Genomic DNA, 18,108 nt, shown 5'->3' with positions numbered 1-18,108 from the left:
CCCGCGTCCGGGCCGGAGCCGCGGTCACAGGCTGTCCCGCACGGTATCCTGCCACCGGGTCAGGGGAGCTGTCAGCGTGACCAGGGCCATGTCGGCCGCCTTGCCGACGAGGGCGAAGGCGATGATCGCCGCCACGATCTGATCGGGCTTGCTGAACTGCTGGCCGTCCACCAGCAGGTAGCCGAGCCCCTCCGAGGCGCCCATCAGCTCCGCCGCCACGACGAACAGGAAGCCGAGGCCGAGCCCCGTGCGCAGGCCCACCAGGGTCGCCGGCAGCACGGCCGGCAGCAGGATCCGGCGGGCGAGGGCGAGGCGGGACAGGCGGAAGATCCGGCCGACCTCGACCAGCTTGCGGTCGACCGAGGCGATCGCACCCGAGACGCCGACATAGACCGGGAAGAACACCCCCACGGCGATCAAGAGGACCTTCGGCGTCTCCAGGATGCCGAACCACAGGATGAAGAGCGGCACCCAGGCGAGCGACGGGACGGCCCGCAGCGCCTGCAGGCTCGGGTCGAGGAGCCAGCGCAGCGGCGGGACCGTGGCGACGAGGGCGCCGGCCAGGATCCCGGCCGACGCGCCGCAGAGGAAGCCGAGGCCGACCCGCACGAGGGTCGCCTCGACATGCATCCAGAGATCGCCCGAGACGGCCAGGGCCCAGAGGGTCGCGGCGATCCGGCTCGGCGGCGGGAGCAGCCGCCCCGACGCCGCGCCGCTCGCGACCGCGATCTCCCAGCCGATCGCCAGGACGAGCGGCAGCAGCAGACCCAGGCCGGCGCGACCGCCCCGCCGCAGAAGCGGCACGCGGCCGCTCACTGTCCGGCGACGGGATTGAAGCGCGTGTCGAGCAGCCCGTCGACGGCGGCGGACACGTCGGTGCCCGCCGGGATGATCCCGGCCTGCTGCAGGGCGGTGCCGGCCGCCTTGATCGACTGCGCCTGGGCCGGGCCGATCGCCGGCTGGGAGAGGTCGGTCCGCTCGAGCTGCCGGGCGATCACCGGCTCGGGCAGCTTGGTGGCCGCCACGAGGGCCGCCGCGAGCGCCTGCGGGTTGGCCAGCGCGTAGGCGCGCGCCCGCTCGTAGGCCGCGATCACCGTCCGGACGAGGTCGGGATGGGCGGTGGCGAAGTCCTCCCGGACGTCGAGCAGGCCCCAGGTGTTCGCCGCGGCGTCGCGGTAGACCAGCACGTCGCCGTTCTCGATCTCGGCCGCCGCCATCATCGGGTCGAGGCCGGCCCAGGCATCGACGTCGCCGCGGTCGAGGGCGGTCCGCCCGTCCGCGTGCTGCAGCAGCACGAGCTTGGCGTCGCGCTCGGTGAGGCCGGCGCCCTGGAGCGCGCGGATCAGGAAGATGTGCGGATCGGTGCCCCGGGTGACGGCGACGCGCTTGCCCTTCAGGTCGGCGGGCTTGGTGATGCCGCTGTCCTTGCGGGTCACGAGCGCCGTCCATTCGGGGCGCGAGTAGGCGTAGATCGCCTTGATCGGGTTGCCGTTGATGCGCGCCACGAGGGCCGCCGCGCCGGCCGCCGACCCAAAATCGATGGCGCCGGCATTCAGGAACTCGAGGGCCTTGTTGGAGCCGAGCGACTGGACCCAGCGGACCTTGATGCCGCGCGGCGCCAGCGCCTCCTCCAGGAAGCCCTTCTCCTTCAGGAGCAGGCCGACCGGATTGTAGGTCGCCCAGTCCAGGCGGATCTCCTTCGGGTCGTCGGCGCGGGCCTCGCGCGGCGCGAGCGCGCCGAGGCAGGCCAGGGCGAGGCCGGCGGCCAGGAGGGATCGGCGGGTGGAGCGCATGGTCGGGCCTGATGTCGTGGCGAAACGGAGGGCGGGGTGCGGGGCCGGCGCGGGGCAGGGGATCCGCGCCGCGGCGCGGTCCCGAGCGGTCTCGTCCGGGCGGCTGGGTTCAGGGACGCGGCGCCGTCGGCGAGACGATCGGCCGGGCGCATCCGGCGCGTCCGAGACCCGGGACCGCCCCGATCGCGCGATCCGCGCCGACACATCTCCCGGCTGCGGGATCACGCCCGGTCCGCCCCTGCGTCTTCATCGTACCTGCGCGGCCCTCAGCGTGACTGTGAATACAAGATCCTGTCGGCCGGTCGCGGAGTCAACAAAAGGGCTTTCTCTACTTCGCGGCGTCGAAGCAAGAATTTTCGGTCGGCCAGCCCAGGACGAGAAGAAATTACGCGTCCGCGCGCGCGAGGAGCAACGTCTGTCCTCCCGGGCCGCGCCGCGGCCACGCTGGAGCCGCGCGGCCCGCACTCACGTGAGACCGCGGCTTCGGGCTGACGGGTCCTTCCGGCGCCCGAAGGCGTGCCAGGATGGCGGCTGCCACGACGGCTGAACCGCCGGCGCTCGACTGTCGGAAGCGATCCTCGCCCGCGCCAGGACTGTAACCGTTGCCGCATCGCCGAGCGACGTGCAGAGTTCAATGTCTCCGGCACGGGGGGAACTCTGCCATGGACTCGAGAATCGTCGTGATCGGCGGCGGCTTCGCCGGTCTGTGGGCCGCCGCCGCCGCGGCGCGCGCCCGGACCGAGTTCGGCCTCGGCGACCGCGTCGCGGTCACGGTGATCGCGCCGGACCCGTTCCACGTCATCCGGGTCCGCTGCTACGAGGCCGATCTCGGCGCCCTGCGCGTACCCCTCGACGACGTGCTCGGGCCGATCGGCGTGGAACGCCGCGAGGCGCGCGCGATCGACATCGACCCCGCGGCGCGCACGGTCACGGTCGAGTCCGCGGCGGCGTCCGCGGTGTCGTCCGCGGTGTCGTCCGCCGCGTCGTCGGGCGTCGTCGAGACGCTGGCGTACGACCGCCTCATCCTCGCCGCCGGAAGCCTGCTGTGGCGCCCCGAGATCCCGGGAATCGCGGGCGCCTTCGATGTCGACACCTTCGCGGGGGCCCAGGCCCTCGCGGCGCATCTCGATCGTCTCGGTGACGCGGGCGGGCCGGATGAGGCCGGCCGCTGGACCGCCGTCGTCATCGGCGGTGGCCTGGTGGGACTGGAACTCGCCTGCGAGCTGCCCGCCCGGCTCGCCGCTGCCAGGGACCGGGCCGGGGCCACGGGTCCGGTGCGGACCATCCTGATCGACCACGCGCGCGAAGTCGGGAGCGCCATGGGCGCGGCGGCCCTGCCGGGGATCCGCGAGGCCTTGCGCGATGCCGGCGTGACCTGCATCGGCGGTGCGCGGGTCGGTGCCGTCGATCGCACCGGGGTGACGCTGGCGGACGGGACGCGCCTGCCGGCGTGGACGAGTGTCTGCGCCACCGGCATGCGGGCGAGCCCGCTGGGCGGCACGCTCGGCCTCCCCCTCGACCCGCTCGGGCGCCTGCCCGTCGACGCCTTCCTGGCCGTCCAGGGGCTCGCTGGCGTCTACGCGGCCGGCGACATCGCCTCGGCTGCGGCGGACGATGCCGGTCATCGCACGGTGATGTCGTGCCAGCACGCCCGGCCGATGGGTCGGTTCGCGGGTTTCAACGCCGTCTGCGATCTCGCCGGCCGGCCGGAGCGGCGGCTGCGCTTCGCCGCGCCCGACTACGTCACCGTGCTGGATCTGGGCGCCTGGGGGGCGGTCTACACCGCCGGCTGGGATCGCGGCACGCTGGTCTCGTCGGGCGCCGCCGCGAAGGCGACGAAGCAAATCATCAACGGCACGCGCATCTATCCGCCCCTCGACCGCGACGCCGCGTCCATCCTGGCCGCGGCCGCGCCGATCATCCAGGCCGCGCCCGCGACGCAGGCCGCGCGATGACGCCGGCCCGATCGCGGCCAGTCCGGGAGTCCGGTCTTCGGCGGTCGATAACCTGCCGAAACCGCTCGAAGCGCCTCGGAAACTGGAACCGATCCGGCGGAAGATTGTCGAGCCTTCCCGTCCGGGCCTGCCGAGACTGATCGGGCCGCCACGAACCGTCCGGGATTCGCGCCGCCGCGCCGCCGATTAACCACACATTAACCATACCGGAGATTGTATTAGCCATTGCCAAAATCCCGCCAGGGTAGAGCCATCATGGTCGCGGCCCCCACAGCCACGTGGTCCCACATCCTCTCGCAGGTCGCCGACAGCCTGGACCGCTTCGTCGAGGGACCGTCCGCCGAGATCCTGAAGCTCAAGCCGTCCTTCGACACGGTCGAGGGGCCGGCCGCGCTGTCCGCGCCGCGCATCGAGCCCGTCGCGCACCCGCCAATCCTGCCGGAACCCGCGGTCAACGACGCGGGTCCCGCGCCCGTCCCCTGCGAGTCCGAGGCGGTGTCGGACTGGATGAGCACGCTCGACATCATCACCGGCATGGCCGGCCGTGCCGAAGCGCAGAAGCAGCGCCTGCAGGAGCAGAGCATGTCGCACGAGGCCGCCCTGGCCGCCGCGCAGCGCGCGCTGGCGGAGACCCGGCACCGCCTGCAACTGTCCGAGATGCGCGTCCGCGAGGTCGAGGCCCGCGCCGATATCCGGCTGCAGCGCGTCCAGGCCGAGGCGGACGCCCAGGTGCAGGACATCCGCGCGGAGGCCGAGGCGCGCGTCCGGACGATCCACGCGGAGGCCGAAGCCTGGGTTCGGGCCGCCGAGGAGCAGGTCCGCGTCGCCGACCTGCGCGCGGAGACGGCGGAGAAGTGGCTCGGCCGGATCGACGCGGCCGCCAAGGCGCTCCTTCTGGGCGGCCACGTGAGCCGCGGGCCTGCGGGCGCCTGAGGCCGAGGGCCGGGGCCGGGCCATGGCCGCGTCGGGCTCCCGGCCCCACCGTGGCGCCGCTTCGGGCCGTCCGCCGGAACCCGTTGCCGGATGCGCTCCGCGCCGAGGACGGAGCGCCGCGGTCTCCCGCGCGGTCGAGGCCGCATCGCCGATCCGCGGGTGGACCGTACCGATCCGGTCTGTCGCCGTCGCGGCACTCGCCCTGGCGCTGCCCCTCTGCGGCTGCGTCTCCGGCCGCGTCCCGTCCGCCGACATCGCCGTGGCGGAGCCTCCGACGGCCGCGCCGGCCGCGGCGCGGCCGCCCGATCCGGCCCTCGACCCGGCCATCGTCGCGGATTCGTCCGGGTGGCGCCTGCGGCTCACCCACCTCTGAGGCGCGGCCTTCCCGGCACGGCCGATCTCCTCGGCGGCCTCCGCGCCCGCTCAGAGTCCGAACGTCACCCGACCGCGTTCATCGATCCGCCAGGCCGGGTTCCAGGCGATCTCCCAGGCATGTCCGTCCGGATCGCTCAGATATCCGCGGTATCCGCCGTGGGGCGGTTCGTCGGCCGCGCGCAGGAGCGTCCCGCCCGCCGCGACGAGCCGCGCGATGGTGGGCGCGACGTCGCCGCGGTTCGGGACGTTGTGGGCGAGGCAGAACGCGCTCGGGCTCGGTTCGCTCGCGCGCCGCATGTCCTGGTCGAGGTTGGGGTTCTGCCAGGTTCCGAGCATGAACCCGTTCATCTGGTAGAAGACGATCTCGTCGTTCTCGAACACGGGAGCCCAGCCGAAGCCGTCGCCGTAGAAGGCGCGCGACCGGCCGAGCGATGAGACGCCGAGCGTGATGACTGAGATCTGCTGCTGCATCGTCGGATCCTAGCATCCGACACGGGCGCGTCGCGCGAAATGTCGAAGGCCTTGCGCCGTCGACACGATGCCAGTCGGCCGGCGCACGCGGTGGACGGGCCCATTGTCCGGCCGCGCGCTCTGCGCCGACGCGCCGCTCTCTCGATCCTCAGTCTTACAGAATGTTCACGTCGTCGAAGGGCAATTGTCAGCTAGGCAGCGCAACCCGGGAAGCGGTCAGGGATTGACGAGGGGGAGCAGACTTGAAGAGCTCTCAGGCCCCAGCAGGGGCGATTCACTTCAGGGAGTCGAGACGATGATCGATCCTGGCACTTTCCGCGAAGCCATTCTCGCTGTGGTTGTTCTTGGAGGAGGGGCTCTCGTGGTCGAACAGTACATCCGCACCCGCGCCTGGCCGCGCTCCCGGCAGAATGGCCCGGATTGCGGGGAGCGCACGCGCTGAGCCGCGCACGATCCCGAACGATCCGGCGACGGAGCGGAGATCTCCGAGGCGGTCGGCGCGAACCTCGAGGATCTCCGCGGCGGTGCGGGCGGGGGCGTCCGCCCGGATCGCGGCGGCCGTGACGGAGGTCGACCGGGTTCGTCCGATACTGCCGGACTTCGCAGGTCGTAAGCAACGCGGTCCACGAATATTGCTCGCCGACCGCGTCGTCGCCTATTCTCGACGCTGAAGGCCCGCCAGGACCGGCCGGCGAATGAGGGCGCGAACATGGGCGCGAACCGGCGACACGCGGTCCCGGACTTCTCGGGCTACCCGGACCTCGTCGTGATCTATCTCGGGATGAAGGTCCGCACCCTGGCCGGCGTGAAGACCCTGCTCGGCTTCGGGCCGCGGATCGACAGGGTCGGCGCGGCGCGGCCAGAGGGCCTCCTGCACTACGAGAACAACATCATCTTCAGCCTGCGCCCGCTCCATGTCGGCATGCGCTGGTACTGGCGGGACATGGACAGCATGGTCGCGTGGTCCAAGTCCGAGCCGCACCGGATCTGGTGGCGGGATTTCCTGCGCGACACGCGCGGCGTCGGCATCTGGCACGAGACCTACCACATGCGCGGCGGCATGGAGGCGATCTACCACGACGTGGCCGAGCCGGTCGGATTCGCGGCCTTCATGCCGATGCAGGAGGCGAGGGGCTCGCTGGCGGCCCGGCACGGGCGTTACGCCTCGTCCGACCTGCGCGACCTCCCCGCCGACAACGCGCCGGACGCCGCAGTCCCGCGCTGAGGCTCCGGCCGCCCGGCCGGAGTTCCGGTGCGGCGGATGAGCCGTGCGCGACGCGGGGTCCGCCCGTGCGCACGGTTCGGCTGGACACCGGCCCGCGCGGAAGGCACGGAGCGGATCAGGCACGATGACGGTCGGTTCGATGAGACAGGGTACCCTGCGCCTCGGCGCGTTCTTCTACGCGACCGGCCACCACGTCGCGGGCTGGCGCCATCCCTCCAGCGAGGCCGACGGCGGGCTCGTCCTGGAGCGCTACGTCGGCTGGGCGCAGCGCGCCGAGGCCGCGAAGTTCGACCTCATCTTCCTGGAGGACGGGAGCGGGATCCGCGACCTCGACCTGCGGTCGAGCGAGCGCACCGCGCGCTCGACCCATTTCGAGCCGCTGACGCTGCTGTCGGCCCTCGCGGCGGTGACGCGCCGGATCGGTCTCGTCGCCACCACCTCCACCAGCTTCAACGAGCCCTTCAACGTCGCGCGCCGGTTCGCCTCCCTCGACCATCTCAGCGGCGGGCGCGCCGGCTGGAACCTCGTGACCTCCGCGACCGACGCGGAGGCGGCGAATTTCGGCGGCGACCGGATCGGCCGTCACGCCGACCGCTACGAGCGCGCCGAGGAATTTGCGGACGTGGTCCTCGGCCTCTGGAACACCTGGGACGACGGCGCCGTGATCATCGACCGCGCGAGCGGCCAGTTCTCGAAGCCGGACGGCTTCCGCCCGCTGGATCACCGGGGCAAGCATTTCGAGGTCCGCGGTCCGCTCAACATCTCGCGGACGCCGCAGGGCCAGCCCGTGCTGGTGCAGGCCGGCGCTTCCGGGCCCGGCAAGGACCTCGCGGCGCGGACCGCCGAGATCGTCTTCACCGCGAACCAGACGCTGGAGGAGGCGGTCGAGTTCTACGGCGATCTCAAGGGGCGCATGCCCGGCTTCGGTCGTGCGCCGGATGATCTGAAGATCATGCCCGGCCTGTTCCCCGTCGTCGGGCGCAGCGAGGCCGAGGCGCGGGCGAAGTTCGAGGCGCTGCAGGACCTGATCGACCCGGTGGTCGGGCTGGCGCTGCTCGGTCGCATGATCGGCGGCCACGATCTGTCGGGCTACGATCCCGAGGGGCCGGTGCCGGAGTTGCCCGAGACCGAAGGCATCAAGTCCCGCCAGCAGCTCATGTTCGACCTCGCCCGCCGCGAGGGCCTGACCCTGCGCCAACTCTACCTGCGCATCGCCGGCGCGCGCGGCCACTCGCAGATCGTCGGCACGCCGGCCCAGATCGTGGACGAGATGGAGGCGCGGTTCCGGGCCGGCGGGGCGGACGGCTTCAACATCATGCCGCCGACGCTGCCCGGCGGCCTCGACGACTTCATCGCGCTGGTCCTGCCGGAGCTGCGGCGGCGCGGCCTGTTCCGCACCGAGTACGAGGGCCGGACGCTGCGGGACCATCTCGGCTCGCGCCCGCCGGCCGGGTTCGGCCCCGGTCGGGCCGCGGTGTAGCGGCGGGCCTCTTCCCGGGTCCGATCGGGCGAGGCGTCGCGACCCCCTGCGGCGTCTCGGACCGCATCATGATTGCGCACAAGCTATCCCCGCTGTGGTACAGCCACGCCACGAGGGCCGAAGGCCGCCATCGGCGAGTCGTGACAGGGGCGACCGGGCATTGACGGATCAGCAGGAACGCACGCGTTTCGAGGCGGAATTCGCCCGGACCGACGCGAGCACCGACCCCTTCGTCTCCGCCGTCCGGGCGACGCGGATGCCGATGCTGATCACCGATCCCCATCAGCCGGACAACCCCATCGTCTTCGTCAACGCCGCCTTCTCCAAGCTGACCGGGTACGGCCACGACGAGATCATCGGCCGGAACTGCCGGTTCCTTCAGGGGCCTGAGACCAGCAAGGCCGACATCGCGAAGATCAGGGCGGCGATCGCCCGCCGCGTGCCGATCGAGATCGAGCTCCTGAACCACAAGAAGAACGGCGAGCTCTTCTGGAACCGGCTGCTGATCTCGCCGGTCTTCGATCGCGCCGGGGAGCTCACCTACTTCTTCGCGTCGCAGTTCGACGTGACGCTGGAGCGGGAGAAGCTCGCGCGGATGCAGCGCGACCGGGAGGCGCTCGAGCAGGAGATCGAGCGCCGCACCAGCGACCTCACCCGCAGCGAGGAGCGGCTGCGATTCATCCTGAAGGCCGGACGTTTCGGCTCGTGGACCCTCGATCTCGCCGACATGCGGCTCGTGGCCTCCGAGACCTGCAAGGAGAATTTCGGGCGGGTGCCGGGCGAGGCGTTCAGCTACGAGGACCTGATCGCCGCGATCGAGCCCGAGGACCGGCCGCGCATGCAGGCCGCGGTGCAGACCTCGATCCGCGAGCACAGCGACTACGACATCGAGTACCGGGCGCGCACGCCCGGCGGCGAGCTTCGCTGGCTGCAGATCCGGGGTCAGACCTTCTACGACTCGGTCGGGCAGCCGCTGAGCATGGCCGGCGTCTCCATCGACGTGACCGAGCGCAAGCGCGCGGAGGAGCACCGCGCCCTCCTGGCCGACGAGTTGAATCACCGGGTGAAGAACTCGATGGCGACTATGCAGTCGATCGCGCACCAGACCCTGCGCAACGCCGCCTCCCTGGAGGAGGCGCACAGGACCCTCGACGCGCGGCTGCACTCGCTCTCGGCGGCCCACGACGTCCTGACCCGCCAGAGCTGGATCGGGGCCACGCTCGACGTCATCGTGGAGGGCACCCTCCAGGCGTTCCGGGGCGGGGCGGGACAGCGCTTCCTGATCAACGGACCGGAGGTGTGGCTGACGCCGCGCCTGACGCTCGCCTTCACGATGGCGCTGCACGAACTGGCGACCAACGCCGTGAAGTACGGCGCCCTGTCGAACGACCGGGGGCGAGTGGTCCTGAACTGGGACGTGGTCGACGGGGCGACGCCGGCCCGTCTCTGGTTCCGCTGGGAGGAGGTCGGCGGACCCGCGGTGACGGCACCGGCCCGCGGCGGGTTCGGCACGCGCCTCATCGAGCGGGCGCTGGCCGCCGAGATGGGCGGCTCGGCCGAGATCGAGTACCGCCCCCGCGGCGTGGTCTTCACGCTGGACGCGCCGCTGCCCGACCGCGCGCCCGCCGCGGCGGAGGCGACGGGCTGAGGATCGCGTCCCGCGGGCCCGCCGCCGGTCAGGTCATGCGGGTCAGGACGGTCTCGTTCCAGAGCCTGCGGTGCAGGAACGCCATCGCGGCGTGGCCGAGCACGACGACGAGGAGCGTGAAGCCCAGCCAGTAGTGAAACAGGTCGGCGGGCAGCATCATCCACTCGATCTTCGTTTCGCGCGCCGGCATGACCGGGATGCCGTAGGGCGCGAAGGGCTTGCCCGATCCGTACTGGCGCAGCAGCGCGAGGCTCGGGACCAGGACCATCAGGAGATAGATCAGGCCGTGACCGGCCGCGACCGCGCGCCCCGGCGCGCCCGGATGGGCGGGGCGCCGGTGAAGGTTCGCGAGGCCCCACACCCCGCGCAGGAGCACGAGCACGAACAGGGTGAAGCCGAGGGTGAAGTGGCTGCCGCCGACGAGGCGGGTGAGCGCCGCATCGCCGATCGTGACGTAGAGCAGCGCCCCGGTGAATTGCCAGGCGAACAGGGCCGCCATCACCCAGTGGAAGCCGCGGCTGACGCGACCGTACCGCTCCGGCGTGTCCAGCCAGACGGTCCGCGATGCGGTGGCGTGGCCGCTCTGCTCCGTCACGCGGCGTTCTCGGTCCAGAGGTCACCGGCCAGGCCGTCCCCGCGCAGGATCTCGGAGGCCGCGCTGGTGAGCGCGTGATCCGGTCCGGGCTGGCGCAGGTAGGTGGCGAGATCGCGCGACAGCCGCTCCAGCGGATGGCCGCGCAGGAAACCCTGGAGGCCGACCGAGCGCTGGGCCAGCTGGAGGATGTCGAGGCCGGCGCGCTCGACCGCGAGGCGGACCAGGTTGATGTAGGCGACGACGCGCTCCGGCGGCATCGCCGCGTCCGACGCGACCTGCGCCCCGCGCTCGACCCAGAGACGCGCGCCCTCGACCGCGATAGCGCCCTCGCCGAGGCGCGCCAGCTGGTGCGGATCGCTCCCCCGGCCGAGGCGGCGCAGATGGCCGCGCCAGGCATCGAACACGGCCTCGATGCCGCCGAGCTGCACCGCCGCGAAGCGCCACGCGCCGCCCGAGAAGGCCGGCTGCCGGAAGTAATCGTCGGGCTGGCCGAGGATATCGTCGGCCGCGAAGGCGAGGCCGGTGAAGTCGATCGTGCCGGTCGCCGAGGCGCGCATGCCCTGCGCCCGCCACGCCGAGAGATCGGACCGCGTGCCGGCGTCGAGCGGCACCACCATCATCGCCGTGCCGCCCTGTCCCGGATGCCGGGCGGTGACGAGGGCGCGGGTGACGAAGCCGGCGCCCGACGCGTAGGTCTTCACGCCGCGGAGATGGCCGTCGACGTCCGAGGCCTCGATCGTGAGGCCGCCTTCCCCCGGCTCGGTGTTCCAGACACCGAACAGGTGGCCGGCGCGCGCGTCGGCGAACAGGCGGACGCGCTGGGCGGGTGAGCCGTAACGGGCGACGAGCTGGAGGGCGTTGACGTGACCCTCGTAGAGCCGGCCGAGAGCGAGGCTTCCGTAGCCGACCAGCCGCAGAACCTCCGCCAGGGCACCGGCGCCCGGCTCCGTCCCGAGGCCCGCGCCGCCGTGATCCACCGGTACGGGCGCGGCGAGCAGCCCCAGGCGGGCGAGATCGGCGATATCGTCCTGTGGGAAGCCGTCGTCGTGATCCTGGGCGTCGGCGCGCGCGGGCGCCGACGCGGCGATCGCGCGCGCGGCCGCCTCGGAATCGTAGACGGGATCCAGGCGGGTCCACTGATCCATGCGCCTGACTCCTCTCAGAGCGCCACCGCGTCGACATCCAGGCGAATGGCCGCTGAGGGGCGGTTGCCCACGGTCGCGCGCTCGGGTCTCGTCACGTATGGGCCCCCATTGCCCGCAGAAGATGCGGAAGATCCTAAAAAACTAACCTAAGACTGAGCCATCCTTTCCCCGGCCGCGGCTGCGACCAATGCGACCGTCGTCGATCCGGGCTGCTCTCAGTTCAGCGTCCGGTTGGCGCGCAGCCGCGCCACGGCCAGGTCGACGAACGTCCGCACCTTCGCGGGCGCGTGCCGGCCTTCCGGGTACAGGACGTGGACGGGCAGCGGCGCTTCCTCGTAATCGGCGAGCACGATCTGCAGCCGGCCGTCCCGCAGGTCCGGGCCGATCTGGTAGTTCAGGACACGCGCCAGCCCCCAGCCCGACCGTGCGGCGCCGATCGAGACCTCGTTGGTGTTGCCCTCCAGAGTGGGGCGGACGACCACCCGCTCGTTCCGGCCGAACCGCCACTCCGGCGACGCGAAGGCCCCGGTGGAGACGGCGATCCGGTGGCGCTTGAGATCTGCCGGGGTCGCCGGCACGCCGTGCCGCGCGAAGTAGTCCGGGGCGCCGCAGATGACGTGGCGCACCGACCCGACCCGAGCGGCCGTGAACCCGGAATCGGTCAGGTGGCCGATGCGGATCGCCACGTCGATTCCCTCCTCCACCATGCTGACCGGCCGGTCGACGAAGAGGGTCCGCGCCACCATGGTCGGGTAGGTGTCGAGGTAATCGGTGACGATCGGGAGCACGTGCATCCGTCCGAACAGGACCGAGGCCGTCACCGCGAGCGTGCCCGACGGTGTCGCGTTGGAGCCGGCCGCCGCCGATTCCGCCTCGGCGATGTCGGCCAGGATCCGCCGGCAATCCTCGTAGTACCGGCTGCCCGCTTCCGTGAGCTTCACGGAGCGGGTCGTCCGGATCAGGAGGCGGGCGCCGATGGTCTCCTCGAGCGCCGCCACGGCGCGCGTCACGGCCGGCGGGCTCATGTGCAGGAGGCGGGCGGTCTGCGCGAAGCTCGCCGTCTCGGCGACCTTCGCGAAGATGCGCATGGCCTGCCACCGATCCATAGCCTCGCTCCGGGTTCTCGCGGCCGTGTCGCGACGCTCACGCCCGATCCGGCCCGCCGCGTCGGCGTCCCGGCCGATCGGTCAGAAGACGAATTGGCTCAGGTCCGGATGGTCGTCCGGCCGGCGCCCGAGGGGCCAGTGAAACTCGCGGTCCGATTCCGCGATCGGCAACGCGTTGATGCTGCTGTGCCGATAGCGCATCAGCCCGTCCTCGGCGAGGCGGACCTTCGTGATCGTGCTCTGCGCGTCGAAGGGCGGCAGCGGCGGACGGACAGGATGGGCTCCTTGTCCTCGGGGAAGGTTCAGCCCGGCTCCGGTAGCGGCGCAGGATGATCCGCCGGCGCCGGTCCCGCGAGGCGGAACACGGCGCGCGCCGTGCCGTCGCGCGCGTCAGAGCGCCAGCTGCACCCGGTCCGTGCCCTCCGCGGGCACCGCGGAGCAGATCAGCACCTCGTCCTCAGCCACCGGTGCGCTCGGTTCCCTCAGATAGGTCACCGCGCCGGCCAGTAGCTTGGTGCGGCAGGTCCCGCAGCTGCCCTCGCGGCAGCTGAACTCCGGTGCGAGACCCCGCGCCTCGGCGAGGTCGAGGAGGCTGCCCGAATCCGGCGTCCAGCGCGCTTCCTTGCCGGTGTCGAGGAAGGCGACCGGCACCGTCTCCGTGGAGGCCGGTGGCCGCGGAGGCACGGCCGCCGCCGTTCCGGTGTCGCGGATGAGCCCCGATGGACCGAACGCCTCCGCGTGGATCCGGTCGTCCGCCACGTTGTAGCCGCGCAGGCCGTCATAGAGCGCCTGGGTGAAGGCCGACGGGCCGCACAGGTAGAAATCGTAATCCGCGAAGGCCAGGAACCGCGTGAGCAGGGCCATGTCGATCCGGCCCGCGGCCTCGTAATCGACGCCAGCCGCGGCATCGGAGACATCGCTCAGGACGCGCACGATCCGCACGGCTCCCTGCGCCGCCGCGGCGAGTTCGGACAACTCCCGGTCGAAGGCGCGCTCGGCGCGGGTGCGGGCAGCGTAGACGAGCGTGGTCGGCCGGATCTTGCGGGTGCGCAGGCCCTCGTAGACCACGTGCCGGAGCATCGCGAGGAGCGGCGTGATCCCGACGCCGCCGGCGAGCAGCACGGCCGGGCGCGCCGCGCTCGCATCGAGGGTGAAGCCGCCGCCGGGGGCGCGCGCCTCGACGATGTCGCCGACCTGGACTCGGTCGTGGAGGTGCCGCGAGACGGTGCCGTCGCGCTTCACGCTGATCCGGTAGGTCGGGTCCGAGGGCGCGACCGAGAGCGTGTAGGTTCTTATGACTGGCGCGTCTGCCCCCGGCAGCGTGACGCGGATCGGCAGGTGCTGGCCCGCGCGGTGCGGGAGCCGCCCGGCCCCGTCGTCCGGGGTCAGGTGGAAGGACCGGATCGTGCGGCTCTCGTCGACGATCTCGGCTACCCGGAACGGCCGCCACTGCGTCGCGCGCTCGGCCGCCCGGACGCGGTCGGCGGCCTCCGCCCAGTCGCCGGTCATCAGCGCGTTCGGCGACCAGCCGTCCGGCCGGAACGACCAGCGCAGCGGCAGGGCACCGCGTCGGCGGATCACCCGGCGCGGCCGGAAGCTCCAGAGCCGCTCGGCGCCCTGGAAGGCCGCGATCTCGGGCGAGTCCAGGATCACCGCGGCGTCGCCGGTCAGCTGCAGGAGATCGCCCGTCTCGAAATCGGTGAAGACCAGGCCGGCCCTGCTGTTCAGGAAGATGTTCCCGAGCGTGGCGAAGAACAGGTTGCCGGCGAAGTCGGGGATGGTCAGCGTGCCGTCCGCGGCGATGCGGACGAACCCCGCCTTGCCGCCGCGATGCGAGACGTCGACCTGCCGCCGGCCCTCCCGGTCGGCGTAGGAGGCCACGAAGAACGTGTCCGCCGCCGCGATCAGGCTGCGGGCTTCCGGGTCGAGCTCCGCGCTCTCCTCGGCGGGGGCCGGAGCGGGGGCGCCCGGCTCGCGGACGAAGCTCATGTCGCGCAGCTGGATGTATTGCGGGCAGTTCCCGAAGCTCTGGTCGACGGCGAAGTGCAGGACGCCGCCGGCCGTGGAGCGGACGAGGCCGTTGACGCGGTTGCGGCGGCGGCTGTCCAGCGCGATCCCGAGGAGGCCGATTGCGCCGCCGTCGCCCGTGCCGTCGAACGCGGGGTCGGCCGGGTCCGGCCGCGCGGCGATGTCGAGGGTCGTGGCGGTCGGCGAGGAGATGAAGCCGGGACGGCCGGCCAGGAGCGTGGCCCAGGCGTCGCCCTGCCGGTCGACGCTGCCCAGCACGATGAAGGGGATCTCCGCGAAGAAGGCGCGGTGCTGATCGGGCATGAAGTCCCGCACCACCCGCTGGCCGACCACCGCCATCCGGTCGGCGGCGCCGACCGTCTCCTGGATGGACGTCTCGCCGGCATGCCAGGTCGGCAGCGTCGCAAGGGTCTGACCGTCAGCCATCTTCGCGCCCTCCATCTGCATCCGCTCCCGGGCGCGGGTGCGCCCGGGGCCTTCCGGTCACGCCGCGGCCGTGAGGCCCGCGGGGGTCTGGGCGAAGGGGACGAAGCCCGGCAGGCCCTCGATCCGGCGCAGGAAGGCCTCGACCCGCGGGTAGCCCGACAGGTCCACGTTCCCCTCCGGGGCGCGGGCGAGGTAGCTGTAGACCGCCACGTCCGCGACGGTCGGCCGCTCGGCCGCGAGCCAGTTCCGGCCATCGAGATGCGCCTCGAGCCGCCCCAGGAGCGTGTGCGCCCGGGCGATCACCTCCTCCGGATGGAACGTGGCGCCGAACACCGTGATCAGCCGCGCGGCCGCCGGCCCGTAGGCGAGTTCGCCCGCCGCGACCGAGAGCCAGCGCTGGACCGCCGCCGCGGCGCGCGGATCCTCGGGCAGCCAGTCGGATCGGCCGAGCCGCTTCGCCACGTAGACGAGGATGGCGTTGGAATCGGAGACGATCACGCCGTCGTCGTCGAGCACCGGCACCTGACCGAACGGGTTCATGGCCAGGAAGGCCGGCGTCTTGTGTCCGCCCGCCTTCAGGTCAACCTCGATCAGCTCGTGCGGGGCCTCGACCAGGGAGAGGAACAGGCGGGCCCGATGCGCGTGGCCCGAGAGGGGATGGTGGTAGAGCTTCATGACCGTGGATCTCCGTCGGGGGCCGGGATCGCCCCAGGCCGTGTGAGGAGAATGCCGCCGCGTTCGGGCGAGCAGAATAGGCGTTCTCCGCAGTTCATAATTCCGGAAATCGGAATAATCGCGCGGGCCAAAGGTGCCGAGCGATCCTGCGCCGGCCTGGCGCGGCCGTTATCCGCCTCGCCTCCGCGGGTACAGGCGCCGCGGAGGGGCCTGGCGCGGGCGCCGATCCGCGACCCGGGAAGCAATCATCAAGACGCCGGTTCCGAAAAGACTGCGCGGGACTTGACACCGAGGCCATTACCGAGGAGCCTAGTTTTCAGGCGCGGGGCAAAGCTGCCCAGTTTCGCGCCAATACGTCACCATCTTTCACGGCGATGCCGCCCGCAGTGCTTCCGCACTGGCGGGCTTTTTGCGTTCTGAAGGATTGCATGGGCCTCAGCCATCACCGCATCGGAATCCTGTTCTCCGCGGACGGACCCTACGGTCTCGTCGGGCGGGCGATGCTGAACGGCGCGCTCCTGGCGGTCGACGAGGTGAACGCGCGGGGCGACTGCGTCCTGGAGCCGGTGATCCGCGATCCGCAGGGCGCCCTCGCGGGCTACGTCGCCGGCGCCGAGCGGCTCCTCGACGCGGGGATCCGCCACGTCGTCGGCTGCTACACTTCGTCGAGCCGCAAGGAGATCATCCCGATCTTCGAGAAGCGGGACGCGTTGCTCTGGTATCCGTCGCATTACGAGGGCTTCGAGACCTCGGCGAACGTGGTCTACACCGGCGCGGCGCCGAATCAGCACATCGTCCCGCTGGTGCGGCACCTCCTCGCCCGGGGCGGCCGCACGGCCTTCTGCGTCGGCTCCAACTACATCTGGGCCTGGGAGAACAACCGGATCCTGCGGGAGACGCTGGCGATCGCCGGCGGCGACGTCGCGGGCGAGCGCTACCTCGCGGTGGGCGAGACTGCCTTCGATCAGGTGATCGCGGCGATCCTGGCCGCGAAGCCGGACTTCGTCTTCAACACGCTGATCGGCATCTCGGCGTACCGGTTCTTCCGCGACTTCCGGAGTGCCTGCGCGGCGCGCGGCATCGACCAGGCGCGGACCATGCCGGTGGCGAGCTGCAGCCTCGCCGAGCCGGAACTGGAGGCGATCGGGCCGGAGGCGGTCGACGGCCACCTGTCCTCCAGCGTCTACTTCACGTCGATCGACACGCCCCGCAACCGCGCCTTCATGGCGGCCTACGCGGCGCGTTTCCCCGAAGGCCCGACCCCCTCGGCGGATGCGGAATCCTCGTACATCGCGGTGCATCTCCTGGCGCGGGCGCTGGCGCGGGCCGGGACCGAGGAGGCCGCGACGGTGCGCCGGGCAGCCTGCGCCGACGAGTTCGAGGCGCCCCAGGGACCGGTGCGCCTCGACGAGACGACCCTCCACGCCTGCCTGACCCCCCGGATCGGCCTCTCGACGGCGGCGGCCCGCTTCACCATCGTGGCGCAGGCCGAGGCGCCGGTCGCGCCGGACCCCTACCTGGTGCGCAGTGATCCGCGCGTCGTGCCGGTGAGCCGGCGCCCGCACCTGAAGGTGGTGCCATGACGACGCCCCGGCTGATCCAGAATTTCAGCGGTGCGCAGGCCCTGCTGATCGCGCCGCCGAGCACCGCCACGGACGTCCTGGCGGGCACCCTGATGAAGCTCGGGCTGACCGTGGCCTCGGTCCTCCCGGCCGGCGAGGCGCCGTGGCTCGATTTCGAGATCCTCGACCCCGAGCACCACATCGTCATCGTGGACGGCGACCTGCCGCTGCCGGGCCTCGCGGCGAGCGCCGTGCCCGACCTGCCGCCGGTCCCGGTGGTCGGGCTCGTGGGCGTCGAGGCGCCGAGCCGGCTCAAGGGGCTGCTCCAGCTCGGCGCGACCGGCCTGCTGCGCAAGCCGATCCACGGCGCCTCGGTCTACGCCGCCCTGTTCCTGGCGGTGAACGAGCACAACCGGCGCCGTCTCCTCGAAGAACGGCTTGCCCGCCACGAGGAGCGGCGGCGCGGCCGGCGCCACGTCGTCAAGGCGATCCTCCGGCTGATGCAGGAGCATGGCCTCGACGACGACGCGGCCTACGAGACGCTGCGGCGCGACGCCATGCGCGCCCGGCAGCCCCTGGAAGCCTACTGCGAGGCGCTGGTCCGCGCCCGTCCGTCCGTCGCCGCGCCGGCCCTCTCGCCGCGGCTGGCCCGATCCTGAAGCACGCACTCCACCCCGTAGACGAGGACGAC

Annotated in this window: 15 protein-coding genes and 1 pseudogene; 7 read left to right on the top strand and 9 right to left on the bottom strand. The window is 72.3% G+C overall.

The annotated features are described in order from the left end of the window. Window positions 1-24: 24 nt before the first annotated feature. Both LXM90_RS24715 and LXM90_RS24710 read right to left on the bottom strand, forming a co-directional pair. Window positions 25-804: an ABC transporter permease gene (locus tag LXM90_RS24715; RefSeq protein ID WP_106735915.1), complete on the bottom strand. Its 780-nt coding sequence runs from the start codon at window positions 802-804 to the stop codon at window positions 25-27. A gap of 8 nt (window positions 805-812) precedes the next feature. After that, complete coding sequence (locus LXM90_RS24710) at window positions 813-1,793, bottom strand: aliphatic sulfonate ABC transporter substrate-binding protein (RefSeq protein ID WP_020093082.1); 981 nt, start codon at window positions 1,791-1,793, stop codon at window positions 813-815. A gap of 662 nt (window positions 1,794-2,455) precedes the next feature. On the opposite strand from LXM90_RS24710, the gene LXM90_RS24705 reads away from it, so the two are divergent. Together LXM90_RS24705 and LXM90_RS24700 are read left to right on the top strand one after the other, a co-directional pair. Next, window positions 2,456-3,748, top strand: a complete 1,293-nt coding sequence (locus tag LXM90_RS24705; RefSeq protein ID WP_020093083.1) for an NAD(P)/FAD-dependent oxidoreductase — start codon at window positions 2,456-2,458, stop codon at window positions 3,746-3,748. A 255-nt stretch (window positions 3,749-4,003) separates the two neighbouring features. Continuing rightward, window positions 4,004-4,681, top strand: coding sequence for a hypothetical protein (locus tag LXM90_RS24700; protein WP_020093084.1), 678 nt, complete (start codon window positions 4,004-4,006; stop codon window positions 4,679-4,681). A 423-nt stretch (window positions 4,682-5,104) separates the two neighbouring features. Here LXM90_RS24700 and LXM90_RS24695 read toward each other — a convergent pair whose 3' ends face one another. Continuing rightward, window positions 5,105-5,527 carry a VOC family protein gene (locus LXM90_RS24695; protein ID WP_020093086.1) on the bottom strand — a complete coding sequence of 141 codons (423 nt, stop codon included), beginning with the start codon at window positions 5,525-5,527 and terminating at the stop codon, window positions 5,105-5,107. A gap of 709 nt (window positions 5,528-6,236) precedes the next feature. On the opposite strand from LXM90_RS24695, the gene LXM90_RS24690 reads away from it, so the two are divergent. The 3 genes from LXM90_RS24690 to LXM90_RS24680 all read left to right on the top strand — a co-directional run bounded on the left by LXM90_RS24690 (window position 6,237) and on the right by LXM90_RS24680 (window position 9,880). After that, the gene (locus LXM90_RS24690; RefSeq protein ID WP_020093087.1) at window positions 6,237-6,752 is read left to right on the top strand and encodes a DUF4188 domain-containing protein; all 516 of its coding nucleotides are present in this window, start codon (window positions 6,237-6,239) and stop codon (window positions 6,750-6,752) included. A gap of 139 nt (window positions 6,753-6,891) precedes the next feature. After that, a complete protein-coding gene (locus tag LXM90_RS24685; protein ID WP_026604917.1) occupies window positions 6,892-8,232 on the top strand; it encodes an LLM class flavin-dependent oxidoreductase in 1,341 nt (446 codons plus the stop codon). Between the two features lie 160 nt (window positions 8,233-8,392). After that, window positions 8,393-9,880 carry an HWE histidine kinase domain-containing protein gene (locus LXM90_RS24680; protein WP_020093089.1) on the top strand — a complete coding sequence of 496 codons (1,488 nt, stop codon included), beginning with the start codon at window positions 8,393-8,395 and terminating at the stop codon, window positions 9,878-9,880. Between the two features lie 28 nt (window positions 9,881-9,908). Here LXM90_RS24680 and LXM90_RS24675 read toward each other — a convergent pair whose 3' ends face one another. The 6 genes and pseudogenes from LXM90_RS24675 to LXM90_RS24650 form a co-directional block, all read right to left on the bottom strand. Further along, window positions 9,909-10,475 (bottom strand): cytochrome b, encoded by a 567-nt coding sequence (locus tag LXM90_RS24675; protein ID WP_020093090.1) that lies wholly within the window; start codon window positions 10,473-10,475, stop codon window positions 9,909-9,911. Further along, on the bottom strand, window positions 10,472-11,620 hold the full coding sequence (locus LXM90_RS24670) for an acyl-CoA dehydrogenase family protein (RefSeq protein ID WP_020093091.1): 1,149 nt from the start codon (window positions 11,618-11,620) through the stop codon (window positions 10,472-10,474). The genes LXM90_RS24675 and LXM90_RS24670 overlap by 4 nt, the downstream gene beginning before the upstream one ends. A 215-nt stretch (window positions 11,621-11,835) precedes the next feature. After that, window positions 11,836-12,726: a LysR family transcriptional regulator gene (locus tag LXM90_RS24665; RefSeq protein ID WP_020093092.1), complete on the bottom strand. Its 891-nt coding sequence runs from the start codon at window positions 12,724-12,726 to the stop codon at window positions 11,836-11,838. Between the two features lie 81 nt (window positions 12,727-12,807). Beyond that, window positions 12,808-12,942 (bottom strand): annotated as a pseudogene (locus tag LXM90_RS24660) (DUF1348 domain-containing protein); the annotation flags it as partial. Window positions 12,943-13,116: 174 nt separating this feature from the next. Then, on the bottom strand, window positions 13,117-15,180 hold the full coding sequence (locus LXM90_RS24655) for a pyridoxamine 5'-phosphate oxidase family protein (RefSeq protein ID WP_026604918.1): 2,064 nt from the start codon (window positions 15,178-15,180) through the stop codon (window positions 13,117-13,119). Window positions 15,181-15,237: 57 nt separating this feature from the next. Then, entirely contained in the window at window positions 15,238-15,855 is a 618-nt protein-coding gene (locus LXM90_RS24650; protein ID WP_020093095.1) for a glutathione S-transferase family protein, read from the bottom strand. Window positions 15,856-16,283: 428 nt separating this feature from the next. Here LXM90_RS24650 and LXM90_RS24645 point away from each other — a divergent pair, with 428 nt between their 5' ends. Together LXM90_RS24645 and LXM90_RS24640 are read left to right on the top strand one after the other, a co-directional pair. Further along, window positions 16,284-17,438, top strand: a complete 1,155-nt coding sequence (locus LXM90_RS24645) for a transporter substrate-binding domain-containing protein (protein WP_020093096.1) — start codon at window positions 16,284-16,286, stop codon at window positions 17,436-17,438. Then, a complete protein-coding gene (locus LXM90_RS24640) occupies window positions 17,435-18,076 on the top strand; it encodes an ANTAR domain-containing response regulator (protein ID WP_020093097.1) in 642 nt (213 codons plus the stop codon). Before LXM90_RS24645 ends, LXM90_RS24640 begins: the two co-directional genes overlap by 4 nt. Window positions 18,077-18,108: the final 32 nt, after the last annotated feature.

This window comes from Methylobacterium oryzae, from assembly GCF_021398735.1.
Classification (GTDB): domain Bacteria; phylum Pseudomonadota; class Alphaproteobacteria; order Rhizobiales; family Beijerinckiaceae; genus Methylobacterium.
Note: the sequence above shows the minus strand (reverse complement) of the source record. Positions and strands in the feature narration are given on the sequence as shown.